The sequence below is a fragment of the Bacteroides sp. 14(A) genome (genome assembly GCF_000526555.1).
In the GTDB taxonomy this organism is placed as follows: Bacteria; Bacteroidota; Bacteroidia; order Bacteroidales; family Bacteroidaceae; genus Bacteroides; species Bacteroides cellulosilyticus.
Genome location: NZ_JAGH01000002.1, coordinates 1,971,902 through 1,998,249, shown reverse-complemented (window position 1 = coordinate 1,998,249; position 26,348 = coordinate 1,971,902). Strand labels below are relative to the sequence as shown.

Sequence of the window (26,348 nt, the reverse complement as noted above, 5' to 3'; positions counted from 1 at the left end):
GGCAGATACGGCGGAGATAGACTGCCGCAGCCCCGATGTCTCTCTTTCCCGCTGTTCCTTTCCCCTTTTTCCCTCCGTTCGGAGAGCGGCCCGCAGGACTGGGATACACAAGTATAGCCCTGTGCGCCTACCGGAGCTTCGCCGGTGTCGGGCTGTTTATCATATAAAAAGAGAGTGCCTACGATTATGTAAACACTCTCTCAAAAAATGTTTCCGATTAGATAGATTACCGCAATCCTTTTCCTATGTTTTCTGGTCGGAGGTGGATTGCCGCAATCGTTTTTTTACTGCTGAATCTCCATTTCCAGCATCGGGAAGAAACGATGGAAATAATCAGAAGTTGGTGGCAGAGGTATAGGTTCCCTCTCCCCAAGTCGTGCCATTGACGGTGTTGCCTGTAAAGGTGACCGTTCCGTTGATGGTGTTGGCCTTGAAGTTCTCACCATCAGTATCACCGGTATTGGTGATGGTGTTGTTCTTGTAGGTCACGGTTCCCGCATTCACTGTGCCGATACGGAAGGCACGATCTGCACCATTGGTGATGACGTTATTCTCGACCAATATCGTACTATTGGTAGCAGAGGTGCTGCGCAAAGTGATGGCGTTATGACCGACATTAGAGATGCTATTGTTCTTGATCGTGGTATTGCCTTCCAAGCCGCCCAAACGAATACCCTGATAAACATCTGAAACAGTGCAGCCCTCAATGGTAACGTCGATCAACTGGTTGCTGCCAAAAGAATCAGTACCAATATCAAACAGTCTGTTGCCCATAGCGGTACTATTGTCCTGGCCCGAGCCTGTCATGGTGCAGTTCTGCATGGTCAGTTTACTTACTTTATTATGGGGTGTGCTTGTGAAACTCAAGTACATACCTTTATCCTTGAAGACAATATTTTTCAGGGTCAACCCCTCAATGTCGGTTTCGTCAACCTTGATACCTTTGACAACGGTGGTCTTCCCGTCGCCTTCGATAGTCAAATTACTTGCAACTTTAGATACCGTAATCTCATCAAATTCGGTGTTTGTAGCCAATAAGATTGTTTTGTCGGTATTTTCATCGCTTTCCAGAGCATTTTTCAATTCCTCGGTAGAAGAAACGGAGATTGTTTTTTCGACAGCATATTTGGTTACCGAATTATTAACAGTAGTAGCGCTTACTGAACTATTTCCGCCGACTATTTCTTGAATAGAGTTTTCACCTCTTTTTGCCGCATAGTAAGCTACGATAGTTACATTTTCTACCGCATTGCCTTGACCGACAACGGTTCCTACGGGGCGGCCTACCAAACCGGCAACGAATCCGGACTCGTTGGACACTGCATAGTTGGAAATATCGCTATTTTTGACAGAGCAGTTATTAAGGGTCAGAGTTCTTCCGCTGGCGACGAATCCGACCAATCCGCCGACACTTATCATACCTTTAATTTTACTATTGACAACGTGGACATTCTCCATGGTTACATCGCCGTTTTGAATAGCTCCGAAAACAACACCGGCAAAACCACCTGTTGTAGTATTCTTGTTGTCTATATTCACATCGCTCAAAGTAATGTCTTTGATGGTAACGTTGCCACGTGTGCCGTCGCCATTGATCAATCCGATAGCATAGCCGTCCTTGGCGGGACTAATGGTCATGTTGGACATCGTGTGATTATTACCGTTAAGTTCTCCACCCGCACTTAAAGCTAAATTCGATATTGTGTGGCCTCCGAAATCGAGGTTCTGGCTCAATTCTATCTTCTTTCCGTTGGTTGAACCTTGCTCTGCTAAATAAGCCCATTCGGCGGCTGTAGATATCAGATAAGTCGTTCCGTCATCGCTTACAGCCGGCTTGTCTTTTGTTGTTCCGTCCCAAATCGGAATATCGTTGCTTGGCTCATCGAACAGATAATCAATGCTCACGTTCCAGTCGCTCTGGCTTGTAATCAGCTTACCGTAGAGATTCGTGCGGTAGTTGCGCTGCACGGGGATATTCTTGTCAATCTCATAGGGCTGAACACCGCTCGCCTCGTCATACATGATGGTTACTTCTACGTTGCTCTTCTCTTGGCCGACAAGCAGGTAGTTCATGGACAGATATGTATAACCTCCTTTAACGGGGAACTCCTCGTCCTCGCTGGGGAGATCCGCCAAAGCGAATGTAACAAGCTCTTCTTCACCGCCGCTTACAGATTCGTCCTTCAAGGACAGCGTATTGTAGATACCCTTTACCTTAACGCCGGTCTGGGTGATGGTTACGCTCTTTTCTACATCTGCCCAATCAGACGTACCGATGTTGAGCTGTGCGAAAGGACGTTTCAGCTTCACATCATTGGTTACATTTCCGTTAACTGTAATCTTTTCTACACTGAAGAAAGCGTCCAGTGCTTCCGAGTTGGCAGTGATTTTGTCGTAATCGACCTTGACTTTCGCTTCTGCTTGGTCGAACTCAATCGCTGCATCGGTGGCCTCGGACCCGTAAGAATCCGCCCAGAACACGATGTTGTAGCTCTTTCCGTTCACAAGGCGAAGGTCAACCGTGGTTTTGCCGTTGGTAAGCGTCTTGTTTTCTCCGAGGTCTTGGAGAAGCACCCAATCCGCGTCATACACAGCACAGGTAAGCTGCGTTGCCTTCTCACCCTTCCCGTATGCCCGGGTCGTCACTTTCGTTTGCAGTCCCTCCGGGAGCTGCGCCGTGAAGCTCACGTTGGCTTCCGTTCCGTTTTTCGCACTGTCGAAGAATTCCTCATTCGAACACGATGTCGCAACCAGCATGGAGGCGATTGCGAACAATGATAAAATTTTTCTCATCATGAATTTTGTTTTTTGGGGTAAATGATTTTATATAAAAAACTCTCGTTTCTGTTTTCCGTCCGGCTTCCCTGCCGTGCCGCTGCCGCCTTCCGCGACGCATCTGCTGACGCTGTCCTGCGGCCATAGTACGGCCATGGTCCGGCACACGCTACGGGGGGGGAGACCGCCCCTCCGCACCCGTTCCGGTCCCGTCTCTTTCAGTCTTTCGGTGGGGGGTAAAACGCTGTTAGTCAATATATTGTAAGTAGTGCGCATAGTCGGTTGCGGTTGTCGGGGGTAACTATTTGATCTCTATGTTGTACTCGTCGTCGAAGTCGGGGTCTATCCCCACGCCGCCCTCGGCCACGGAGGTCAGGAAGCTGCCTTTCACCACCGTCAGCTTGCTGCGCACCAGCGGGACGTTTATCGTGGGGGACGAGGCGACCAGCCCGCCGTCCTTGTGGTAAACCTCCACCGCCACGGAGACGCCCGCCTCAGAGCCGTTGACGAAGACGTAGTCGAAGCCGAGCTCTACCTCGTCGTTGTCCAGCATTTTCAGGCCGCCCTCGAAGGAGACGCCCGTCCACGAGTCCGCGGGTCTGTCGGTGAACATGTTGTACGAGCAGGGCATGAAGCCCGTGTAGCGGAACACCACCCGGTAGTCGGCGGGATCGACGACCCGCGTCCCGCTCTCCGTGCCCTCCGTGCTTTCCGTTTCCTCCGTGCCGGCCCTCGCTTTGAGCGCCTCTTCCACGAATTGCCCGTAGTCGGTGGAGACGAACTTGAACTTCGCCATCGGGCGTTTCATCGTTACGGTGGCCACGTTGCTTGCCTCCCGCATTCCGTCCTTCCTTACCGTTACGGCGGCCTGCTGCGAGCCCCGGAAGGCGTCCCGGTACTCCTCGCAGCCCGCATGGTCGGTGCGGCTCGTCAGGATGATCTCCGCGAAGTCCGGGGTGGCGTAGTAGTTGTCCGCCGTCGTGCCCTCGTGCACGTAGTCCGTCCAGACGAAGAAGTTGTACTTCCCTTCGGCGAGCGTGAGCTCGTGCGAGCAGTTCAGGCCTGCCTCGTCGTCGCAGGTGAACACGAAGAGCCTGTCCGCCTGCCGGACGTAGCTGCCGTCCGCGGCCAGACGGTGGACGCTCACGATGTGGCGCACGTCATAGGCGTTCGCTGCCCCTGCGGAGCGTACCGCGTACTGTACCTCCTTGTGCAGCGGCAGCTCCGTGTCGAAGTCCAGCCGGAGCGTGAACGCGGCCTCCTGCGGCAGTTCGGGGAACTCGTGCACGTCGCAGCCTGCCGCCACCACGGCGAGGCAGAGCGCGGGCAGGAGCCTGCATATTACGCGGCTTGCGATATGTTCGTATAGTCTTTTCATCTTGCACCTCCTTTTCTTTTCCAGTCCAACGTGTACACGATGGAGACGCTGGCTTGGTCGATACCGAAGAAGGTCTTCCTCACGGTAGCCACCGGCAGCCCGTTCTCCTCGTTGCGGAACTTGTCGTAATGCAGGCCGTACACCCCCGCGCCGAGCGAGAACTCCATCTTCCAGCGCTTGTTGCGGCTCACGGGCATACGGTAGCCCGCGCTCACGCCGCCGCCGAGGGCGGGCGATGTCCCGTCGTGGTCCTGTATGCGGTACTCGCCGGCGAGGGCGAAGTTGTACTGGGCGTAGCCGAAGTGGGCCCCCGCGAACCAGCCCCCGTTGTTCCCGTCGAACCAGTAGCGTATTTCGGGCTGGACGGCCAGCGTGCGGAACTTCACCGTGGAGCGGAAGTAGTTCCATGCCGAGTAATAGACCGGTACGCAGAGCGACCAGTGCGGGGCGAGGTCGGCTTCCACGGCGACGTTACCTATCCCCATCGCCCAGCCCACGCCGTTGGTCTTCACGTACAGCCTGCGCCGCCAACCCTCGTCGGCGGGTGCTGCCGGCACCGTATCGGCAACGGCAACCGTTTCGGTGATAACTGCCGTATCGACGGCGGCCTGCTCCGGTTCCGTTACGGCTTCCTCCGGTTCCGGCTCGGGCTCTTTCCGGAAGGTGATGAACACCACGCAGGCGTTGCGCATACGCCCGAAGAAGCGGCGGTTCAGCTCCCGCCAGCTCTTCCCGTTGTCCAGCTTTTGCAGGGCGGGAATGCGGCTGTCCGTCGCGGGGCTGTTCCCCACGGCGTCCGTCCCCTCCCTGATGATGGAGAGGAGCGCCTCCTTGTTGGCCATATCGGATTCCCCGACCATCGCGGCCAGATCGTCCCACAGGATGTACTCGTCGTTTCTTGTAACGATACTGTCGGGTATCGGGATTTCCCCGCGGACGGTCTTTTCAAGGGCTTTCAGACGTCCCTGCGCCAGACGCTTGTTCAGCTGGGACCCGCCCTCGGGGGAGGCCGTGCCGCAGAACGCCACTCCCGTGATCCGCACGGTGCTGTCCGCTTTTATCTGCTCCAGAAACGATAGGAGCTCCGAGAGACGCTCGGCGTTCTTCCCGAAGCCGCTATCTATGGTCGTGCTGTTCACACGGAACCCCACGCAGAATTCCGTGCGGCTCTCCTGACCGAAGCCACGAAGGATGCCCAGAAGAAGGACGAGCAACGGGATGATTATTTTTCTGTTCATATATTGGTTCGTATTATGGTTCTTGTACGTTCTCGGTACCTCGCTCACGCGTCCGTTTTCTCGAAGAAAACGGATGTATTTATATAATACGTTGTAAACCAGCATTTTACCCCCCCCGAAAAGGCGGACAAAAGGCGGGAGAACAAAAAAGCGGTAAAAAAGTTCGGTGTATTCACTTTGTTTTCAGTTGATTGTATTATATTTGCATCGCATATCCGTTTTCTTCGAGAAAACGGATTTTTTTATCTCCCTGCTGTCCGCTTACCGACAGCTTACAGGCCGCCGATGACGAGGTCGTTGGCGCGGTCTATCGACGCGGTGTCTATCGAGGCGAGATAGACCTCTGTCGTGGCCTGCGATTCGTGGCCCAGAGCGTCGGATATGGTGGCTATGGCAACCCCCTTCCGCTTGGCGGCCGTCGCCCAGCTGTGGCGTGCGGTGTAGGTTGTCAGCGGCAGCGTCAGTTCCAGCATTCTGCCTATCTTTTTCAGGTACTTGTTGGTCCGGTGCAGCGCCGTCTCGTACTGCCTGCGTTCGTCGTGTCCCGGCTCGGCGATAATCGGCAGCAGGTAGGGCGACTCCCCGGACGGGGGATAGCGTTCCATGATCTCCCGCATCTGTTCCACCGCCCGGATTTGCAGCCGCTGCCCCGTCTTGTGGCGGCGGTAGGTGATGACCCCGTTCCGCAGGTCCGATTTTTTCAGGAACGCCGCGTCGATGAAAGACATCCCCCGGCAGAGGAATAGGAAGACGAAGAGGTCGCGGGCGAATGCCAGCTGTTCCCTGCCCGTCAGGTCCAGCTCCTTGATGCGTTTGACCTCCTCCCACGTTACGGCCCGCTTTCTGGTCTTTTCCGTGCGTGTGGATATTCTTCGGAACGGCCTGCGGTCCGCCGTCCGTCCCTCTTCGGCCGCCCGGTTATAGACCGCCCGCAGGATGCGTATGTGGAACGTCACCGAGTTCGGTGCCTTCCCCTCGGCTTTCAGCCACGACCGGTAGTCCTCCATGAGCGGTGCGTCGATCCGCCCCGTCGGTATGTCCTCGCCGTCCCTGAACGTCCGGAAGCTGTTCAGCACGGAGCGGTAGTTGTGCACCGTTCCCATCTGGCCCAGCCTTTGCAGTCTGACGATGACGCCCTCCATGAATCCCAGGAACATCCCTTCCTGCGCTGCCCCCGACACCCGCCGGAACTCGCACGCCACGTCGTCAGCCGAATATTCGGCCCCTTTCCTGTCGAGCGTGCGGACGATTCTCCTGATGCGCTCCATATCCCGCCGGATGCGGTGCGATACCGACTCCACGGCCTGCCTGCGGTGCGTGTCGCCCGTGGCGGTGGGGGTCGGATTCGTCCCGTCCCACTCCTCGGGGCGGAGATTGTAGCCGGTGGTGATACTCTTCGTCACACGGTGGCGCGTGATCCGATAGACGATACTGCCCGGACGGTCTGCGACTGTCGGAGGGCGGAATTTTACTTTTACTGTAGTCATAATTAGAAAAATTGGTTATACTAATTTGACAACAAGTTTATTACGGCTTTTTTTTAATGCGAAAAGCTTACGTTCCGTGTGTTTAACCCATGCCGGAACGTGTTAAACTTTAAACCACTCACCTCGGTTATGCTGCGACGGATATATAGAGACAGAGAGGCGGCTTTAAATGGAATACAGGCGTGATGTATGGTATCCCGGATTCTCCGAAAGACCAGCCTTAAAAGGGGTTGTTATAATATCTTAAAACATAAATCCATGTACCGAAGATTCGGTGGAAAGGCCATAAAGCCGACGGAACCTTGGGTGAATGGCGGCTCGGAAAAAATGTTATTTTATTTTTAGTTTATACCGAAAACAGCTACTTTTACGAAAACTTCTTTATTGAAATGATTTATAAAATCAGTGTATGAAACGGTTGCTTATTATTTTCTTCTGTATCGCCGTTCCTGCCGCGGTGTTCGCCGTCGGGGAGAAAGGGCGCAAACTGACGATGGGGGAAGCCCGGCAAATGGCGTGGATTTTCGATTCGATTCCCGGACCTTACCGGGGTGTAATGGTCTCGTTCCACGGTTTGAATAACACCAAGCTCCGTGCGGCTCCTTCCTCGGAAGAGAGGATGTTGGCAAAGAAGGGATATCTGATCATTCATCCTTATTGCGGGCCCTGGCACTGGATGAACCGGCAAGCCCGGGAAATGGTGGACGAAATCGTAGATGCGGTTTATGAAGAGTACGGAATTCCCGATTCGGTTCCGTTAGTGACAATGGGCGGCAGCATGGGCGGTTTTTGCGCCATTCTCTACCCCCGTTATGCGCGGCGCCCGGTCAGCGCATGTGTGGCGAACTGTCCCGTGACGGACATCAAATATCACTTTACCGAGCGCCCCGATCTGCCCCGGACTTTCCGGTGTGCCTACTGGGGATATGACAACACATTCGAAGAGAGCATGACCGAACATAACCCGATGGATCAGGTTCGGGAGATTCCCGATATTCCTTTCTTTATCATGCAGACTTCGGGCGACCGGTCGGTCAGCAAGGCGCACCATTCGGACCGGTTCGTGAAGGCGATGCGCAAAAGCGGGCATCATGGCGTGGTCTATAAGGAGATCGAAGGCGGAAAGCACTGCGGCCCGATTCCTGCCGAAATACAAAAGGAGAAGAGGGATTTCCTATTGCGTGTGCTGAAAGAATAGGGTTCCGTCGGAAACAAGTACAAACAGGCACCGGCATTCCGTCCGATGCAAAAAGAGGGAGACTGCAAAAAAAATGCGGCCTCCCTCTTTTTGGCGGGATTCTATATGAGGAGCTTACTCTTCGCCGGAAATAGTGAATCTTCCTGCAGTTTCGGAAACGGAATAACACGCGCAGACCCCGTTACTCGATAGCTTTTCTGTATATATAGGTCAGATAATCGTCCGTGTCGGTTGCCCATTCATTGCTTTCGAACTCTGCGACAAGTTCAAAACGGTTGCAGGCATAGTATTCGTGATTACACGACGAGTCTGTCCATAGGTACAGATTCTTGTAACCTTCCGTCCTTGCCAATGAGACAACCTCGTTCAGCAACAGTTTTCCGCCACCCCGTACCGAAGAGAGGAAAAACGACAAGTAGAGATCGTCTGCCGCGTTCATATAACCATGGACCCTGGGAGTCATTTTGCCGAAATAATCCCGAAGCGCCGCCGCTTCCCGCTTCTGGCTGTCGTCGAGTGTCGGCATAACGGAATCGAGCCATTCATTGTATCCGTTCTTCCGGCCGATCTCCCCGGCCAATATAAAACCTTTCATCGCAGCCCCGTCGGTGAGCTTGAAGGCATAAGGCGCTCCATACCAGCCATAGCGAACGATATATTCACACATCAGCAGTCCGAACTTTTCTCCCGGTCCGTTATCCGCATGTTCCACACCCCATACCGGGTATGCCAATCCGGCGGCTTCCCCGATGTCGGATTCTGTAAATTTTTCTATTACCATACTGCAATTTTTGCTGCAAAGGTAATCGAAAATCATCTCATGATATGATTAGTATCTACTATTTTACGACTTTACTACAATTAGTATAGTAGTATTTACTACTCCACTACTTTACTAACCGGCTAAATACAGCATATACTACTTTTCGTAACCTTGGTATTTCCGATGCGAAATTCCCGATATGAAGCAACGCATAGGCGGCAAATCTCCTTCTAAAAAAAGGAAAGGGAGCATACTTACAGACCTTGCCGACTCTTGTGGAGCGGGTTGGCAATGCGATAGTTTTTTCCGCATCTCCGCTTCATTATGCCAAGGCATGACATCCTTTTTCAAACTTTACGGGAACCCCGATATATCCGTACAAAGCATCTCATTCGATCCCGATCCGCTCCACCGGTTGCTGCCTCACGTTGTCCAAAGGCATACTGTGATACCTCGCTTTCTCGAAATCAACGGTTTTCAGGTCGATGCAGCGGATATTGCCGTTATACATGGTGCGGTAGTAAATGAGCCGGTTCCGTGTATCCGTGGCCACCGTGAACTGCGTGGCGCTCGGTACATCGGCAGACGCCTTTCCCCACGGCTGTGCAGTCCCCGTCGGAATATCGAAATTGTTCAGGATATGGAATGCCTGGAAAATGCTGTCCTGTGCAGAGGGCTGCTGCGGAGCCGTCAGCTGGAAAAAAGCAGCACGGACAAACCGGGACGGCGGGGTGAAATCCCCCGGAAGTCCGAGCAAACCGGCCCCATGTCCGAAGGACTTCATCTGTAAAGGGCCATAGTCATGTTCCGGGGGCGTACCGGGCTGCAAATTGATATAGTTGTTCAAGTTGGTCCAATGCCATTCCAAGCCGGGGGAATTGGTCAATACCCCCAACGGGTTGTCGTAAAAGTGCATGACCTCGTCCACGATTTCAAGCACGACCTGCCGTCCCGATGGTTCGGTGAACCGCCAATGGACCGTGGAGGAACGGGGATCGATATTGGTAACACGTATATTTTGAAGCCTTTCCTTCACTTCATTGACGGTTCCGCATTCACCTAATATATAAGATACCAGCTGGAAATCGGCCAAACTACTCTCTTTTCTGGAAGAGTCATAAGGGGGATATTTCCCGTAATTGGGAAAGTAGAAGAGTCCGGCAGACAGCCCTTTCTCGTTGACGCCCTCCACCATAAACTCCTTTTGCTCTACGGACATACCGATGAACCCGTATCGGGTCGTGAACTTCATTCCATCCACTCCCGAAGGGGTGAACGATTGAAGCTCCTGATGGCGGGGAACAACCACATACATCGTATCCATGACGCTTTCCGCCCATTCGACAGTACGTGCGGCAACGACCGAACCATCGCGGCTTTTCAAGGTAATACCGGTACAAGCATCCACCGGCGCTTGTGATTGCAGGCCGAACACAGCCGGCCGTCTTGACGATTGTTTTGAGTCCATAGGTCACAATTTTATGTCATACAATAAAACACTCGAATCACTTTCCTGAATGCAGATGTGGCTATCGGGGACCGCACACACGGAACAGCTCCGCAAGGCGTCCATGGCACAACGCCACTCTCTCCAGTATGAGTCTCTTCGATCACTCTTAAAACGCTTCCTGCATGAGGAATGTTTCCATGTACGGCAATTTTTTTGCCGGAAAACGCCAAGGAAGGCAAGAAACGGACGTTTCGCAACGCCGTCTTCCAATCAAAATCTGGGAATCAGCGGAAACGGTAAAAACAATGGGCGTATCGCTACGCCCATTATTTCAGTTCTAATAATTTATTATCTATGAAACACTGGTACGCCTCTTTAAAGGAGATTCAATTCATCAAAAAAGAGCCTACCATATTGTCACAACCGTTGGTTAAGCATTTCACAAGGCCGACCCAACAGCGGGCTAACGCCTTAGCCCTATATATTGCTTCTTTCTAAACCACAAACAAAACAAACGAAAAAGCATATACAATGATATTGGCAAAAGTGTATAGAACAAACCGGTTATTGACATTCCTCACTGTACCGGAAATACTCTTTCTTTTTGCAGACACATAGACGTATCACTACGCCTATGTGCCAACTACAAAAAAAATTAATAAGATAAACCAAAAAACCGGTTCGACCCTAACCTTAATTTTATTGGCTACATTATAGAAAATAGACGTATCACTACGTCTATTTCTCAACCAATAAAGACTGGAATAATGAACCAGTTACAAGCAAACTATTGCTCTAACCCATAATTTATCTTTTATGGATGGACGAAGACAAGCGTTTCGCAACGTCAGTCTTCCAGTCAAAACCTCTCTAAAAGGAGTTGCAGTAACTTTGTTGATTCCAAACAAACGTTTATCTTGATATTCGTATAGGATCGATATCACGAATATAGGCAAACAGTATGCTGTCTTCATTTCAATTATGGATGCAAACAATTAAGCATTACAGATGCAAAAAAGAAACAGACGTATCACTACGTCCATTCCTGCTTAAAAACAAATTTTAATAAAACGACGATTAAGTCAAATAACTTTCACTTTCATCATCACAGTATCAAACAAACTGTTATCTTCAAATGAACATTCTACAATACCGCCTGTTCCTTTTTAAGATAAAGAGCGGGGGAGAAACGTTTCACAACGTCCATGCCCCATTATTAACTAAACAAATACCAAGCCAACTCCTTGACTTGATATATAACGGTATCAATAGGTATTAGTTTCACGGTGCAAAGATAAGTTAAAATATTAACATATATAAATTATATATAATATTACACCGCTAAATTAAGACAAATTAACAGAAATAACCATATAATTGAGCTGAAGAAGTCCGTATCTATCTCGCTGATACAACAGATAATATAACAACCGAGTGGTCGCTGTCCGGTTGTGATGCACGTTCCCAATGGTTGAGACGTACGCCTTCTTTTGTGCCCATCTATCCGGTTGTATGTCCGACAATGAGAGGGCCGGTTCATTGCCGCATAGACTTTATGGCCGCGTAACGGAATGGAGCGAAAGGATGTCCCGTTTTTATTTTCAGCACGGGATGTTCTGTTAGGGCGGTTGTATGAACCATTCGGACGACATACCCCCTGCGGCGTAAAAAATGTTCGGAATGTGTTGTATTTTTTGATTTTTTGTGCTATTTTTGAATTACACCGTCGACAGGGCGGTATTTTCGCAGGTTAAAATCCTGAAGGGTTTTAGGAATAGCGGAGTGAAATAGCAGTCCGACGGATCGTGTTCTCGCATTCCGGATGATGCTGTATGGTTACGACTTGCAGGCATGTGCATTTTTACTTGTATCATTCCGGCTTTCCTTCTGGAGCCTTGACCAATGCGAGGAGTTTACGTTCCGTGTGTTTAACCCATGCCGGAACGTGCTAAACTTGAAACACTAACCCCGGTTATGCTACGGCTTTATACTCTCTATCGAAAAAATACGTTCCGCCGATCCTTGGTCGGTGCAGGGAAGGTATGTTGCCGTTCGTTTACAATAATGGGTGCGGGGCATTTGAATCTTTCATGCCGAAAGTTGCATCACTGTCTATTTCCCTTTCGACAGTTCCGTACCCGTTTTTGTCATGCAGGAACCATTGCGCATGGGACAAGAGAACCAAGGTGGGGAAATAGTGCGTTGGCCGTGCTGAACGCATACGGCTATGTGGTTCCTGCTCTTTTTGTAACAATGCTTCCGAAGCCGTCTCCTCCATAGGCTGGCATACCGGAAGCCGAGGGGCGGACGTTGTGGTATGAGGCGTGCCATCCGTTGCCGCCCCTCTTTTTGGGCACTTCTATTTCACGACATATTCGGGTGCGGAACATTTGGGTCTTAGCTTCATTATTTTCCTTTTTACCAACCTTTTATCAACTTTGCTATCATTGTTCCGCACCCGTTTTATACGATTCTCCGGCCGTGATTCGGACAAATCCCACAGCTGCATGGAATAGATGAACGGCCGGGAATCGTATTTCAGAATTTGATTTTAACGAACGCAACAAGTTTATATGCAACCACCTTTCACTATCGGCTTCTTGGGCGGTTGCGGCCCCAGCCGTAGTACCGCCCACTATTTCGAGCAAGTCGTAGTTTACCATCTGAAAACCTTTTCCCGCATCCGCTTCCTGCTATCCCTTACGACAAAAGGCGAACGTTCGGTAGCTTCCCACCTGCTGGGATGCAGGGCGGACAATCCGGGATTGGAAATCGCGGTAGTTCCTACCTCCCGGCAGTGGAACAATTACCAGTCCGGAGCGTTGGGCGACAGAGCTGCGGAATGTAACCGCATCATTGCAGCCGCAGACCGTTGCGAGATCCTGCCCGAAAGTAAAACGCAGTTATTCCAGTCCGTATTGTTTCGCTTCTTCATCGAGCGGTGCGACCATATCATTTTCCATGAACACCGCGCAGGATGGGCGGAAACCGGAACATTCGACGCGCAGGTCGTAGAATCCGGAGTGCCGATTCCCGTGCAATACCGCCTCGTAGCACCTGAATACGCTTCGGTCGGCTATCCCCTCGACCGTCGGGAATACCTCGATCCCGAAAGCAGCTGTTACAATCCTGCGACGGAATATGCACAAAGTACCGCCTATATCCGGCGCAGCGGATTCAGCATACAGTCCGACCATATTCCGCTGATCTTCCTGCGCAAATGGCTCGCAGCACCCCCGCAGAACAGTTGCAGATATTTGACGACACCGGAGGATGTCGTTATGATGTCCCATTTGAAAGACAAGCCCGAATGCGATTATCTGTCGCTGAAAGTCTTTGCCTATGCCTATGCAGCCCGGCATACGGCACACGATATGCCTTTCGGGGCCAATGCTGTCAATCGGTTCAGACAGTTCCGGAAACTGCTCGAAAGAATCATGGCAAAACGCAATGCCAGTGAACCGGTAGAACCGTTCGACCTGCTGGATTTCGATGCTTACGACGAAGTGTTGCGTACTTTTACGTCGGACGAACACTCCCAAGCGTCCGAATGTCCCGGAACAAACGTAACGAAATATCCCCGGAAACGAATACGGCGAACTCAATTCATAAAAGAGGAACGGCGGGGGAAGCGGCCTGCCGGGGATACTGTTGCGGATAGTGCAACCGCAACGGAAAGGAGCGTATCTCTGAATTAGGCAAGGCTTTACACGCTCCGAACGGCGGCTCTATTGAGAAATACGGTCGCTGTTTTTTATTGTCATAATGGTGGGCTGAACGAAAATCTTGTATCAATGATAAAGGTTATTTGACAAGGTAGTTACGCCAAGTCATGCTTTCATACAATTCCTGAATCGTTACAGCCATCCCTGCAAAATCGTTTTTCAAGTAACTAAAATACAACCTTTAAATCTATCTCCAAACACGGTTACTGATTTTTTTGCGATGATTTCCTAATCAGCTGGTGACATGTTCATTTCTTCTGTATGTTGCGATTGATAGGAATCGACAATTTTTTTACGGCATCATTGGGAAACACATCCTTATCTTTGTCCCTTTCCATAGCTGGCGGTAATATAGCGAAGGCGGTCCCGACGGGCCGCCCTCGCTTGCTACATAATATTCGGAATCTTTATCTGTCTCATCCCTTTTATCGATGGAACATGCTCCGTTCCGCGATTTCGGCTTGGTATTCTTCCATGCCGTCCAGCTTTTCATTGGCCCCTTGAAGATTGGCATCAAGCGATGCGTTATGGTCATAAGGGAAACTGTGTTGCACGACAATCCCCGCATTGGTGGCCGGTCCGACGTCAAGTGTATCGGATTCCTTGTTATATCCGACATACAGCACATCGCCGTTCGGCATTTCGAATGCAGGGACCCTCTGCGTGGTCAGGGCAGCGAATTGCTCCGCTGTCATCTCCCTGGCAACCCCTTTCAACGTATCTCCGGCACGATCGACGCCGTAACGCCGGATATGGTCGCGCACTTCCTGCTCCGTGAATTTCAACATCACCTCGTAGGTTCCCCCGACGCTCCCGTTGTACACCACGGCGAAGTCTTTGTCCTCGATCAGAAGGTCATCGCCCCTGTTCTGTATGGCGGAGGGATAGGTATGCTCCTCGTTGATGCCGTTGCCGTCGTAATACTCCTTGGCAAGAGCCAGCAGCCCCTCGTAGTCCCCCTTGTCCCGGAACGCGTCCAACCGCATCGTGTCATCGGTGGACTGGAGATAGGCCACGGAAGAATAATACACCTTTTCTTTCCGTTCGGCCGTTTGCTCCTCACCGACATTCTGCTCCAACTCCAGTGCGATCTTATCCACCTTTTGGGTAATCAGCGAGGCCGCCTTTTTCACATCCAGCAGTGTCGTCTTGATGAACTGCGGCGACTCCTTCAACTCGTCGAGCCACCCTTTGAGATAGGGGCAACTGTCCTCTTTGATGTACTTCGTCATGCCGTAGCGTTGCGCGACCAGTGCGCTGCCCAGTTCGGCCACCAGTTCCTCACGAGCATACTCCGAGGAACCGAAGGCTGTCGGTTGGAAGCGGGCGAGAACATTCTCCGCACCGGTCGAGTGTATCATCTCATGGAAAAGCGTTCCGTAAAACGATTCCCCGGACTTGAACTGCTCCTTTTCCGGCACGACGATTTCATTCTTCGATATGGAATAGTAGGCGTTGTTCTGGTGCAATGGCTTGATGGGGCAGATCCACAGGTTGTCCCGTATCATCGTATCTACAGGGACGAAGTTGAAGTGTTCCCCGTTCCCGATTTTCGGGCCTGCATTCTCCTGCTCCAACTTCTCCCACAGCTCCGGTCGTGCCTCCCGTAGGTTGGTCTGCTGTACGTTGAACACACGGAATACCTGCATCTTGGGATAGACGTTATATTGCTGTTTATCTCCGTCCGACAATTTCTTGTAATCGTCGTACTTGATTTTCTCTTTCGTCTCCTTATGGATACAAGTAAAAGTCGTGAGCATTACCGGAAACGATTTCTCGCCGCGCAGCACGGAAACTCTCGGCAGTTCTTCCCCGTCCTTTGCCGGTTTGTTGAGCCGCTGTACGCAGTCAAAGGTGCAAAAACGGGGAATCTTGTAGCCTTCCTTTTCGCAGTGCAGGAGCAGCATAAAAGCATTCATACCGTTGTATTCCCGTCCCGAAAGGTTACGGGGCCATTGCAACGCACCTTCCATAAACCAGGGCTTTTTCCAATCCGACTTCCTGATGCTTTCGAGTTTCTCGATCATCATCTCCGCAAAGAGGTCCAATGCCTTGTCTTCGCTGTTCGGACCGTCGGCGTTCCGTTTTCTATATCCGGCCATATCCCTTACTGGTTGGAGTTAGAGGAATCCGCCACATACTGCGCAAGCTCTTCCGCCTTGCAGGAGACATTCACTTTCCCGTTGTGTGCCGAGAGGGTCATTTCGCCTCTGGCTTCCACTCTTACGCCCGGCTGCAACCACTCCTCGCGCTCCTTGCCGAAGCAGAAGAAGCGCACCCACTGGTACTCGAAGCCGTCCTCGACCTTCTCCGCGCTGAACGCCGAGAACATCGTGTAGGGCTGCTCTTTCTTGTCCCTCTTTTCCTCGATATGCTGGCCGACCTTGCCGCGAAAGGCCAACTCGCCTTCGACTGCATCCTCCGCACCAGCCGCAGCCGTGCGGATTTCGCTGGCGAATAGGTTGAAGTAGAGCTTGTCGCCCCGGCGTTTGAGGTACATCGTGCCCGCAACTTCAACACGCGAGCCTTTCCGATAACCGGCGGCTTTCTCTCCGGCAGCGTCCTTGCTGACATCCACTTCAATGGCGGTGTGCTGCCCGTCGGTGGCAGGTATCATGACGCGAAGCGGGAAAACCAAAAATGATTTCTCCTCCTTGTTCGTGCGTATCGACGCATTGCGGCCGATAACGCCGCAGACCGTAACATTACATTTTATCATTTCTATTGTCTTTTTACTGTGATACATAATCACCCGACAACTGTGCTTCGTTGGATTGTTGTTGAACCGTTGGATGACCACCCTAATCGGGTGCGCGTATCATCGCCCAAATCAGCCATCCGGCAACGACCAGTTGCACGCCCACGATAATGAGCGTCGCCACCCAGCCCAGCAGCAGCAGATAGCAGCAAAGGACATACATTGCAAGGTAGGACAGCCCGAACAGGCACCTGCATAGCTCCATCATCACGTATTTCATATCAGCCATGCCTCTATCTTTTCAGGTTCTCCGTCTGTCCCTGCTGTGCGGACATTCCTTGCTCGAAATTCTGCGAGGCGGCCTCCGAGAGGATAACCGTGTTCAGCATACCGGTTACGCGCAGCCGCTTGCTCTCTTCCGATAGCGTGCCGTCGTTCAGCGTCGCCGACAGGCGGCCGAGTTCGGCGGCGGTCAGCTCACGCGACACGCGCAGCTCGCCGTTGTCCGCCCGCAGCGTTGCCTTCCCGTTCTCGCCAATGGTCAGTTCGCAGGTCTTCATGCCCGGCAGCAGCGGTTTCAGGTCGATGCGCCGTCCGTCCGCCGCTTCCGAGATAGCCGCCTTTTGTTCCTCTTCGTTCTTGCTGTCGATCTGCACGGCCAAGAGCATGAGGGAGGCAAAGGCCGTCATCGCCATCTCCACAATCGGGTCGTTGCATCCCGACATTCCCACGCCGCTGTCCTCTGACGAGAGCAGCTTCTTCATCCAGCCGTCGGGCGAAAGGCTTTTTTCTGCGGCATTCTCTTCCGTTCCCTTATATCGGGCGAGCAGGTCGTTGCCGTTGTGCAACACTTGCAGCTTGATATTGCCTTTCTGCGCGATTTCGGCCATGTATGCCGCAGGGTCGATGTCGCGTCGGGTGCCGTCCGCATAGAGGTTCGCTACGCCGAAGTGCAGGTGCTCGCCGGTCGTCCGTGTTCCCGTGTTGCCCGATGTGCCGAGCCGCTGTCCTGCCTGTACCGTGTCGCCGACCTTCACGGTGATCTCTCCGAGGTGCATATAGGTACACTGCACCTTGCTGCCGTCTGCACGGGCGTATTCCAACGTCAGTGACTTGCCACCGGGCGTGTTCTTATTGTGATTGACCGCCACGACCTTGCCGCCGTTCTCCGTGGCCAGCACCGCATCGCCCTTGCAGCGGATGTCGATACCCTTGTGCATCTGCTGCTTCGTTTCGTCCATAGGGTCTTGCCGCATACCGAAAGGCGAGGTTACGAAAAGAAACTCCTCGCGCTCCACCGGGAACGAGTAGCCCGTACCGTTTTCCGCACCCCCGGACGCGCGGAGCGGGTTATGCGCCACGCCGAACTCCCGGCCCTGTGCCGCCATCTCCTGCATCACCTGCCGGTCGTACTGTTGCAGGTCGTTCTGTTCGATGATTTTTTGCAGGCTGTCGGCATACTTGCTACCCGAAGCGTAGCCGGCCTGCGCTATTTCCCGTGTCCAGCCCTTGTAGTCGTCGGGCGACAAGGCGAAACAGCGGGCATAGCGGCTGTTCTCTTTCAGAAAGCGGGAGTGGTGTTCGTAGGAATCGCCCACGTTGTCATAACTGCAAAACTTCTCGTCCGGCTTGTCGTCGGTATATACTCCGTACCGTCCGCCCTCGGCGATCCATGCGGGCGTGGCCTTGATGCCGAAATGGTTGTTCTCGTTCCGCGCCAGACGGCTCTGCCCGTTGCTGCTTTCCAGTATGCCCTGTGCCAGTGTTACCGAAGCGGGTATCCCGTAACGGCGCATCTGTTCCATGGCAAATGTTGAGTATTGCGCTGCATATTCCTGGTTTTTGCTTGCCATGTTTCTACCTCCTCATGCTTGTACGTTGTTCGTTCTCGTTCTCCTCGCCGGTTATATCGGCACATGCCTCTTGCCCTTCCTTTATGGCTGTGCCGCAATCTACCACATACGCTTTCAGGTCGGCGATCAGCTTCCTCGTCTCCTCATTGTCGTGCTCGAACATGCGAACCAGCTTGTTCGGGTCGTATGGCCGCCGTTCTTTCTCCGGCGGCAGTTCCAATTCGTGCGCGATGGTTTCCGCATCGTACATGGAGGCATAATAGCCATCCTCATACTTGAGGAGAACAATCGTTTCCGGCTGTTCGGCTTTGATTTGCCTGTACGGAGCGGGCAGGTTCTCGGTCTCTATGTCGGTGTCCCGAAACAGCTGTTCCTCCTGCGATTGTCCCTTTTGCAGCACGTCGGCAAAGAGCGTTGCCGCCAGATGGCGTTTGTAGCTGTCGCGATCCTCCGCTATCCACATACGCTGCCACTGCTGCGGGCTGACGCTTCTTGCAGGCAACTTCTGCCCGTCGATGGTCGCGACGCACTGTATGCCGTTCTCCTTAGTCTTGAAGACCGAAACGCGCTGAATACGGTTCAGGTCGAGTTCCGGCGTTTCGCTGCCGAACAGGTCCACTTTCAGGTCGGGCTTGACCTCGGCCAGCGCATAATATTTGTGCGCCAGCTCCATACGCACCTTGTCGATATTATCCATCGCCTGTTTGAGGGTGGAGAAGAAACGGTTCACATCCTCTTTGTCGGGATAGATGCTGTACCCGTTCTTATTCTCCGGTTTGAGGTAGAGTGCCCAACGCTTTTTGTCGTCCTGAATCATCTCCGCCCGGTCAAAATTTACTTCGTTCGCCCGTCTGACCGCCGAAGCCACATCCAGCGTGGAGAGTTTCTCCATCGTCCAGTTCTTCAGTCGTGCCAGCGTTATCATTTTTTCGGCGAAATAACTGTCGTCGGGCCGGTAACCCAGCGCACCGTCCGTATTGTAGAAGCGCACCTGCCCGATACCCTCTTTCTGCAATGCCCGTGCGATGCGTCCTTTGTTCATGCCCGGTATCTCGTTGTCCACCTCTGTCGAAGCCCCGGCGGGGAGAATCACATCCGCCGTTTTCGCTTGCGGATCGATGACAAGCACGATTTTCTTTTCTTCCCGGTCCGGGTGCTGGCGGATTTCATTCGCTACGAAGTAGTGCTTGGGCATCTGCTCCTGCATGATCGACGTATCACGGCGGTTGCGTAGCGTGGCGTATTCGATTTTCTCGCCCCGTTCCGCCTTGCTTATTACTTCGAGGGCATTGTTCACATCGCTTTCAAGCGCATCTATCAGGCACGGATTCTCTTTCAGCTCCCGGCACCAGTATTCCACCGTCTTCAGGCTTTCGTCGGACAACCGTGCGGGAAGTCCCAATTCCAGCATCTTGATACCCGAGGCCATTTCCACGACCAGACGTTCCTGCTTGACAGCGTCCTCCGAGGGAGCCACGCCGTTTCTCATCACCATGCCCTCACGCGCCAGCCGTTCTTGGTGACCGGTGGCACTCACGATCTGCCGCAGGGCTTCCTGCACATAGTCGTGGTAATGCTCGAACTCCCTTTGTCGCGGCATATAGACCGCATCCTTGTCCGTCTCGTAGTGGGGCACACCGCTACCGTCCGAACGCACGGGCACGAGATTGCCCCGCATCTTCAGCAGGAAGTCGTTGAACCGGACGTGCAGCCGTCGTTCGTCTGCCTCCGTGTAGCCCCTTTCTGCGGCACTGCCGTACCGTTGTACCGTCGCCTCGTACCGTTCCTTATCCACGTAGGGCAGCGTGGTCTGGTCGATGTTGAAGAGCGTGCGGATCTCGCGGTTGTGTACACCCTTGTACAGTTTTTGCTCGTCCTCGTCCAATTTCATGTAGTCGTCCCGGCTGATGATCCGTTCCGGGTCGTTGCGATGTACATACTTGTTCCAGTTGTAGAACAGGAACGGCACACCTTGTTCATGCTCGCGTACCGCCGCACCTTGCGCCTTGGCATCGCTGAAGAGCGTGAACTGGTTCGTCCTGCACCCGTTCCGATCCGAGTGCAATGCCATGAACAGCGCATTGAACGCACTGACCGCTACCCCTTTCGGGTAGAAGCGGGGATAGCCCTTTCCCGATGCGTTGAGCCAGTGCCCGCCCACGTTCGAGGCTTCATTCAAAGCTGCGGAGAGCAGGGCAACCTGTTTCTCCCCGGCTTTCTTTTCCATTTGCGATTTCTCTTTCATATCGTGATCTCTTTTCTTTGATTCGGATTATTGGATACCCCGTGTCCGCACGACGGTTTCCAGCTGACCGTTGTCGTAGTTCTGGGCGGCGGCCTGACGGAGCTGGTCGCTCTTGGCAAGCACAGCATTCGCCAGCGTGTTCAGCGGCAATGCCCCGGCACGGTAAGCGTCCGCCACGGCCGTCGGAAGCTGTATGGTGCAGGGCACGCGGTCAATGGTGGCAATCAGCGTACCGCCTTGCAGCACCGGGTTCACGATGCGCGGGTTAAGGGGTTCATCGGGATAACGGCGATACGGCACGTCGTTTCCATTGCTTACATTCACATTTACCTTTCCCTCTGTTCGCCCCCGCAATGCCTCGTGTCCCGCCTTGTTCAGCAGGTTCGCGCCGCCCAGACCGACCAGAAGCATTTTCAGCAGCGGGTTACGCACGAACATCCCCGCCACGATACTCGCTATCGGCAGCAGGTTGTCCCCGAGGCGCAGCGAGGGCGATTTGCCCGTGAACGCCCCCAGCAGGACATCGGGCAGCATGGCAACCACATAGCCGAGGTTGCCGAGCGTATCGCCCATGCCATTCAGCCCCAGCGTGCCGAACAGCCCGTCCCAGCCGTTCCCGTTCTTCGGTGCCGGCTGTTCCTCCTGCTTCTTTTCTTCGTGCGTGATGACGGCTTGCCGCTCTTCTTTCTCCACTTTTTCCCCCTGTTCCGTTTCCGGCGGTATTTGCTCCTGATGTAATTTGACCGTTGCCGCTTCACCTTTTCCCGCCACATCACGCAGGTAGGCTTCCTCCTGTCCGGGTGCGACGACCAGCGGCACATCCTTGTACCGCTCCGCACGCTTCCCCTGTTCCTCCTCCGGTCTGTACGGCCAAGGAACATTCATATTCCGTTCTTGCGTCCACTCCATAAAGTCGAAATTCAAAATGGGTATCTTGTTCTTTAGTTGTCCGTTTGCCTCGGCTATCGTCGCATTCTTCTTGGCCGGTATCCGGGCGGCCTCCTTGCGGAAGTCGTCGAACACGTTCCGCTCGCTGCCGAACACACCTTTGCTGATGCACTGTTCCACCGAAAGCGTTTCGGGCTTCTTGGATTCAAAATGGTTGGCGACGGCCGAGATAGCCACGTCCGTCCCGGCGAACTTGGCCAGCGTAGCCCATGACCCTATGCCGCCCAGCATGACGCTGTCCGCCGTGGCGCCCAACACCCATCCCGCACCTTTCTCTATCTTGCCGGGACGGTAGGCGGCTTCGCCCCGTTTCTCTATCTCCTCGGCCAGCGGCGAGCGGTTCAGGGTCTGCGACAGTCCCAACAGGCTCGATTCGGCGGCTTTGCGGATGATATAGTCGGCCGATGATTTCGGCATACGCTCCTTGACCAGCCGGTCTATCATCAGCTCCTCCACACGATAGTCCATGTAAGCGTAGGCGAGGTCTCCGCCCAGCCTTTCCGACAGCTCGTCGTAACGCTCGCGTCCGATCTCCTGCACGACGGTATCGCGCCACTGCCCGGCCATATACGCCAAGTCCTGTTGCATCGCTTCCGAACCGGTGATCTCCGCCTTGCACATCTCGATATAGTCCTCCGTCCTTTTCGAGTTCCATTCGCCCGTTACCTTGAGTATCTGGTAAGGGTCGCCCATCGGTTGCGCCGAGGAAGTCATCATACTCAATATGCCGCCCAGCGAGGTGGAATACTCCTTCATCTCCTCGCCCTGCTTCTGCGTGAGGTAAGCCTGCGTTTTCGACATGACGGGGGCGATATGAAGGTTGAAATAGTCGCTCACGAGGCGTTCCATTTCCGCAAACCGTCCGCTATGTTTGATTCCGTCCATTGCATCTATATGTTTATCTTGTTCAACAAGAGTTGTTCTTTCGTCTGTTCGATGGCGTTATGGTAAACCTCCATCTGTTTGGGATAAAACTCTTCCAGCCACGCGTCTTTCTCTATGCGGTCATGGATAAAGCGGATAGCCTGCTCCCGTTCGATCTCCACCGAGGCTTCGCCCACTTCATGGTTGTTGAACCAGGCCTTCGTCCAGAATCGGACACCGGCCCGGTCGGTATAGACCGTAACCAGCCTTGGAATGTCGAAACTCTGGATGTCGATCTCCATTTCCGCCAGCGGGTCGATGAGCCCGCCGTAGCCTACTGCTTCGTCATAAAGTTTTTTTTTACCTCGCCGCCCATCGTGGAGAGGTACACCTCATGCCGCATGGCGAGATAATGCAGGAAATCCGCTATCAGCAGGTTCTGCACCTTGCAGGCCAGCGGCATGGCTTTGTGTCCCAGCCCGAGGGGGTTGCCCATGCTCGGCATGGTTTCGTAGAAGTATTCCTTCATCGCACCCACCGAGAAGATATGGCGCAGCGATTGCTCCGTGTGTTCCGGCAGCCGGTACGCTCCCCGTTGGAGATCCTCCATGTAGTGCGGCAGGAAGCGCAGCATCAGTTCCTCTATTTCCCTCTTGTCCCGTTCATAATCGGTTTTCAACGTCATCTCCAAGTCGGAAAAATAGTCGGCATCGTGCCCGCCGGCCTGACTTAGTGCCCGGATATTGCCGTACAGCATCGTCAGGAACTCTATCGGGTTCAGTTCCTCGCCCTTGAAGCGCACCCCGATGTGCAGCTTGTCGCCGCTCAATGCCACCGTCTGCCCGGCCTTGACGCGTTGTCCGAACTGTGCGAAGACGTTCGACAGGTGGCCGTAGGTTACTTCGTACTCCCCGTAGCGGATGGTCTGGCAGATACCGAGCGCGGGATCGTTGCCCACGCCCGACACGATGCCGCTGGCCACGGCCGATAGCGTGTAGCACCGCACGTCGAAGTCGATGCCGTGGTGGAAGTATTTCTCGCCCGTCGCCGGATCGGTCTGCTCGCCGTAGCCGAGCGACAGTTCCACGTCCTTGCCCTGCCGTTCCTCGAACGGCATACAGTAGCCGCTTTCGGATTGCAGGATCATTTCTTCTGTATATTTCATCTCTTTTCTATGTTGATTCTCCGTTGCTGTTTTTATCTTCTCATTCCGCCGCCGTGCGTCTGTTCCTCTGCCGGCAGGACGGGCGTCTGTGCCCGCTGTACGCTTTCCGCCTCCGACGTGCGGAATACACCCGCGTTGTTGCCGATCAGCATCATGCCGAGCAGTGCCCCGGCGATTTTACCCAGCCACCCGAAGCGGCCGAAGATAAGGAACGCCGCCGCGACCAGTCCCGCGATGCTCAATCCCGACACGTTGCCCTGCCCGAGGTTGCGGAAGAAATTGCCGAACAGATTCATGCCGCCGCCGTTGGTGGTTTCACGCAGGAAATTCGACACCCCGTCCAGTTTCGAGTTGATCCCCGACACCGCACCGACGGCTTCTCCCGCTTTGCCGGTCAGCTCGCGCACGCCGTCGGCCGTGTTCGCAAGGGCGTTCGTGGCCGGTTTGCCGATGACCGCGTCGCTCACGATACGCGCCACGCTCTCATCGGTGGTCAGCTTCTTCCAGCCCACATAACCGACTGCGCCGCCGATGGTCGCCGTCTTGACAGCCTGACCTGCGCCACGAAGGGTCTGCGAGGGGTGCAGTACCGCGTTTCCCATACTCTTGCCGGTGACAGCAGTAGCTTTGCCTGCACCTTTCATGGCCTTGACGCCATATTTCAATATTGAATCCCAAACTCCCATATTATTATATCTGTTAAGGTCTTACACTCTTTCCGATCTGCCGCCAACGTCGCTTGGCGGCATCCACGATGTCCCGCTTGTCGGCTGCCGGGCGTGCCCCCTCGTCGATTTCCCGCCAGATGTCGCCCATCGTCGTGTATTTCACCGCTTTGGTCAGCCGTTGCAGTTTCCTGTTCATCCCTTTGAGTTTCGGGCGGATGCCGAAAACAATCTCCATGCGCTCCTTCTCCGTCATTTTATTATCCTCTACGCAGGCCGTGCGGATGTCGTTCACGATCTCCACGCTGTTCATAATCAGCTCCCGGTAAATCTTGTTCCGCTGTGCGGAGAGGGCGACGGCCAGCGCGTTGGCCGGACTACGCCCCAACTGCTTGGTAAAGTCGCCCATGTTGTCCGTCAGCCTCGATACCTCGTAGTAGAATCCGTAGGTTTGCGCCGCATAGCAGACGATAGACCGGAAAGAGTTCAGGTAGTTGTTGAACTCCCGTTGCAGGTCGGTCGTGGCTTCCACTTCCTCCTTCGTCCACAGATGTCCGGTGGTCTGCATCAGCATGACCTTCTCTTGATTCTTCAGCTCTTTTTGCGCCTTGTCGGTGTAGGCCAGAATCATTCCGGCCAGCACGGGGTCGTTCTGTGCCTGCACACGGCCGATACCGATGCACAAGAGCAGTATGCCTGTCCAAATTATCCGTTTCATGACTTATACATTTTTTATCGGACGAGGGCAGCCGCCCTGCGCCAGTGGGACAGGGCCATGCGTGCCGCCTCGCCGTTGTCGCGGTCGAGCATTCCTGCCGTCACATTGTTCCACACATCATTGAAAGTATAATAGCGTATGCTCAAGTAGAGCAGGTGCAGCTTCCGGCTGAAAGCCGACAGCTGGTCGTTCAGTGCCCACAGGGTTTTGCTGCGCTCCGCCCCGGTCAGCATATTCTCCGTACCGCCATTGGCTACGGCGTCGTTCAGTAACGTGAACACCGAAACCAGTTCCGTTGCCGTTTCGATATAGAGGTTGTTCATGCCCATGCTGGCGACAATGCCCTGCGGATTGTTCCGGATAGCTTTGCTCAACTTGCCCAGCGTGAGGAAAATCCGCACGCCGTCATTATAGAGGTGCGTGCAGGCTTTCAGCGACGAAGCGTAGCCGCTCGCCGTCTTGAGGTAGCTGTTGTACTGCTTCTCCCATTTATGTATCTGGTTGAACTCGGCGGCGATGCTGTTTTGCAACAAGGCCGTCTGTGTCTGTCCCTTTATCTGTTTTTCGATCTGTCCGTTTATCAATTCGTTGCCCTCGGCGAGTGCCACCCATTCCAAAGGGTTGGAGGCGGTGACCTGCGCCCTTGCCGCCTGCGGAAGCAGGCATACCAGCACGGCAAGCAATCCCAGACTAATGATTCGTGATTTCATATATTCCCTTTTTTCGTTTATTGCTTTCCACCCGTTCACGGATAAGCGACACGATGTCGTCCCTTCGCCGGATGCCGGTAAGGTCGAGCCGGGGCGTGTTCCGGTCCATCGAGAGGATGCGCACCGTCTTCAGCCCGCAGAGCTGTTGCAGCAGGCTTTGGTGTTCCAGAAAATCCACTACGCGGTACAGTTCCATGTAGTCTGTCTTGCGGCGGATAATCCCGTGTTCGTTGATGAGTTGCTCCGCACCGATACGATAGCGGATGCGCCGCAGGTAGAGATAGCGGTAGAACAGCAGCAGCGAGAGCAGCACGGCGACCGGTACGGCAAGAGCCGTCAGGGGCAGGTCCTCCATACCCCCGTACCCCCACATCGCACAGCACAGTACCAGCGTGGGCAGCTCGTCGATGACGAACTGCCCGGCGTGCGGATGGATGACAATCGTTTCGTAAAGCGTGGTCTGCATAG

At 53.7% G+C, this 26,348-nt stretch carries 19 protein-coding genes and 1 pseudogene; 2 read left to right on the top strand and 18 right to left on the bottom strand.

Annotated elements, in window-relative coordinates; all coding sequences use genetic code 11:
* Nucleotides 1-333 precede the first annotated feature (333 nt).
* The 4 genes from K429_RS0115000 to K429_RS0114985 all read right to left on the bottom strand — a co-directional run bounded on the left by K429_RS0115000 (nucleotide 334) and on the right by K429_RS0114985 (nucleotide 6,878).
* Complete coding sequence (locus tag K429_RS0115000; protein WP_081750882.1) at nucleotides 334-2,796, bottom strand: right-handed parallel beta-helix repeat-containing protein; 2,463 nt, start codon at nucleotides 2,794-2,796, stop codon at nucleotides 334-336.
* Between the two features lie 280 nt (nucleotides 2,797-3,076).
* On the bottom strand, nucleotides 3,077-4,153 hold the full coding sequence (locus K429_RS0114995) for a DUF6562 domain-containing protein (RefSeq protein ID WP_026367426.1): 1,077 nt from the start codon (nucleotides 4,151-4,153) through the stop codon (nucleotides 3,077-3,079).
* Nucleotides 4,150-5,391: a DUF3575 domain-containing protein gene (locus K429_RS0114990; RefSeq protein ID WP_044096680.1), complete on the bottom strand. Its 1,242-nt coding sequence runs from the start codon at nucleotides 5,389-5,391 to the stop codon at nucleotides 4,150-4,152. The genes K429_RS0114995 and K429_RS0114990 overlap by 4 nt, the downstream gene beginning before the upstream one ends.
* A 272-nt stretch (nucleotides 5,392-5,663) precedes the next feature.
* Nucleotides 5,664-6,878: a site-specific integrase gene (locus K429_RS0114985; RefSeq protein ID WP_026367425.1), complete on the bottom strand. Its 1,215-nt coding sequence runs from the start codon at nucleotides 6,876-6,878 to the stop codon at nucleotides 5,664-5,666.
* Between the two features lie 409 nt (nucleotides 6,879-7,287).
* Between K429_RS0114985 and K429_RS0114980 the strand changes: the two genes are divergently transcribed.
* Nucleotides 7,288-8,076, top strand: a complete 789-nt coding sequence (locus K429_RS0114980; protein WP_026367424.1) for a S9 family peptidase — start codon at nucleotides 7,288-7,290, stop codon at nucleotides 8,074-8,076.
* Between the two features lie 181 nt (nucleotides 8,077-8,257).
* Here K429_RS0114980 and K429_RS0114975 read toward each other — a convergent pair whose 3' ends face one another.
* Together K429_RS0114975 and K429_RS0114970 are read right to left on the bottom strand one after the other, a co-directional pair.
* Nucleotides 8,258-8,857 carry a hypothetical protein gene (locus K429_RS0114975; protein ID WP_026367423.1) on the bottom strand — a complete coding sequence of 200 codons (600 nt, stop codon included), beginning with the start codon at nucleotides 8,855-8,857 and terminating at the stop codon, nucleotides 8,258-8,260.
* Nucleotides 8,858-9,227: 370 nt separating this feature from the next.
* Nucleotides 9,228-10,307, bottom strand: a complete 1,080-nt coding sequence (locus K429_RS0114970) for a linear amide C-N hydrolase (protein ID WP_026367422.1) — start codon at nucleotides 10,305-10,307, stop codon at nucleotides 9,228-9,230.
* 2,555 nt (nucleotides 10,308-12,862) lie between these two features.
* Between K429_RS0114970 and K429_RS0114965 the strand changes: the two genes are divergently transcribed.
* On the top strand, nucleotides 12,863-13,987 hold the full coding sequence (locus tag K429_RS0114965) for a hypothetical protein (RefSeq protein ID WP_026367421.1): 1,125 nt from the start codon (nucleotides 12,863-12,865) through the stop codon (nucleotides 13,985-13,987).
* Between the two features lie 452 nt (nucleotides 13,988-14,439).
* Here K429_RS0114965 and K429_RS0114960 read toward each other — a convergent pair whose 3' ends face one another.
* From K429_RS0114960 to K429_RS0114905, 12 genes and pseudogenes are all read right to left on the bottom strand, one after another.
* Nucleotides 14,440-16,116, bottom strand: a complete 1,677-nt coding sequence (locus tag K429_RS0114960) for a zincin-like metallopeptidase domain-containing protein (protein ID WP_026367420.1) — start codon at nucleotides 16,114-16,116, stop codon at nucleotides 14,440-14,442.
* 5 nt (nucleotides 16,117-16,121) lie between these two features.
* Nucleotides 16,122-16,733: a hypothetical protein gene (locus K429_RS0114955; protein WP_026367419.1), complete on the bottom strand. Its 612-nt coding sequence runs from the start codon at nucleotides 16,731-16,733 to the stop codon at nucleotides 16,122-16,124.
* 82 nt (nucleotides 16,734-16,815) lie between these two features.
* Nucleotides 16,816-17,001, bottom strand: a complete 186-nt coding sequence (locus tag K429_RS28760; RefSeq protein ID WP_044096684.1) for a hypothetical protein — start codon at nucleotides 16,999-17,001, stop codon at nucleotides 16,816-16,818.
* Nucleotides 17,002-17,005: 4 nt separating this feature from the next.
* A complete protein-coding gene (locus K429_RS0114945) occupies nucleotides 17,006-18,565 on the bottom strand; it encodes a glucosaminidase domain-containing protein (protein WP_026367418.1) in 1,560 nt (519 codons plus the stop codon).
* 238 nt (nucleotides 18,566-18,803) lie between these two features.
* Nucleotides 18,804-20,810, bottom strand: a pseudogene (locus tag K429_RS0114940) (ArdC-like ssDNA-binding domain-containing protein); the annotation flags it as partial.
* A 27-nt stretch (nucleotides 20,811-20,837) separates the two neighbouring features.
* A complete protein-coding gene (locus K429_RS0114935) occupies nucleotides 20,838-22,643 on the bottom strand; it encodes a hypothetical protein (RefSeq protein ID WP_026367416.1) in 1,806 nt (601 codons plus the stop codon).
* A gap of 5 nt (nucleotides 22,644-22,648) precedes the next feature.
* Entirely contained in the window at nucleotides 22,649-22,933 is a 285-nt protein-coding gene (locus tag K429_RS0114930; RefSeq protein WP_026367415.1) for a hypothetical protein, read from the bottom strand.
* Between the two features lie 23 nt (nucleotides 22,934-22,956).
* Nucleotides 22,957-23,787 carry a M23 family metallopeptidase gene (locus K429_RS0114925; RefSeq protein WP_026367414.1) on the bottom strand — a complete coding sequence of 277 codons (831 nt, stop codon included), beginning with the start codon at nucleotides 23,785-23,787 and terminating at the stop codon, nucleotides 22,957-22,959.
* A gap of 32 nt (nucleotides 23,788-23,819) precedes the next feature.
* Nucleotides 23,820-24,473, bottom strand: a complete 654-nt coding sequence (locus K429_RS0114920) for a hypothetical protein (protein ID WP_026367413.1) — start codon at nucleotides 24,471-24,473, stop codon at nucleotides 23,820-23,822.
* Nucleotides 24,474-24,486: 13 nt separating this feature from the next.
* Entirely contained in the window at nucleotides 24,487-25,170 is a 684-nt protein-coding gene (locus K429_RS0114915; protein WP_026367412.1) for a hypothetical protein, read from the bottom strand.
* A gap of 14 nt (nucleotides 25,171-25,184) precedes the next feature.
* Entirely contained in the window at nucleotides 25,185-25,880 is a 696-nt protein-coding gene (locus K429_RS0114910; protein ID WP_026367411.1) for a hypothetical protein, read from the bottom strand.
* The gene (locus K429_RS0114905; RefSeq protein WP_026367410.1) at nucleotides 25,861-26,346 is read right to left on the bottom strand and encodes a PH domain-containing protein; all 486 of its coding nucleotides are present in this window, start codon (nucleotides 26,344-26,346) and stop codon (nucleotides 25,861-25,863) included. Before K429_RS0114905 ends, K429_RS0114910 begins: the two co-directional genes overlap by 20 nt.
* Between the last annotated feature and the right edge of the window lie 2 nt (nucleotides 26,347-26,348).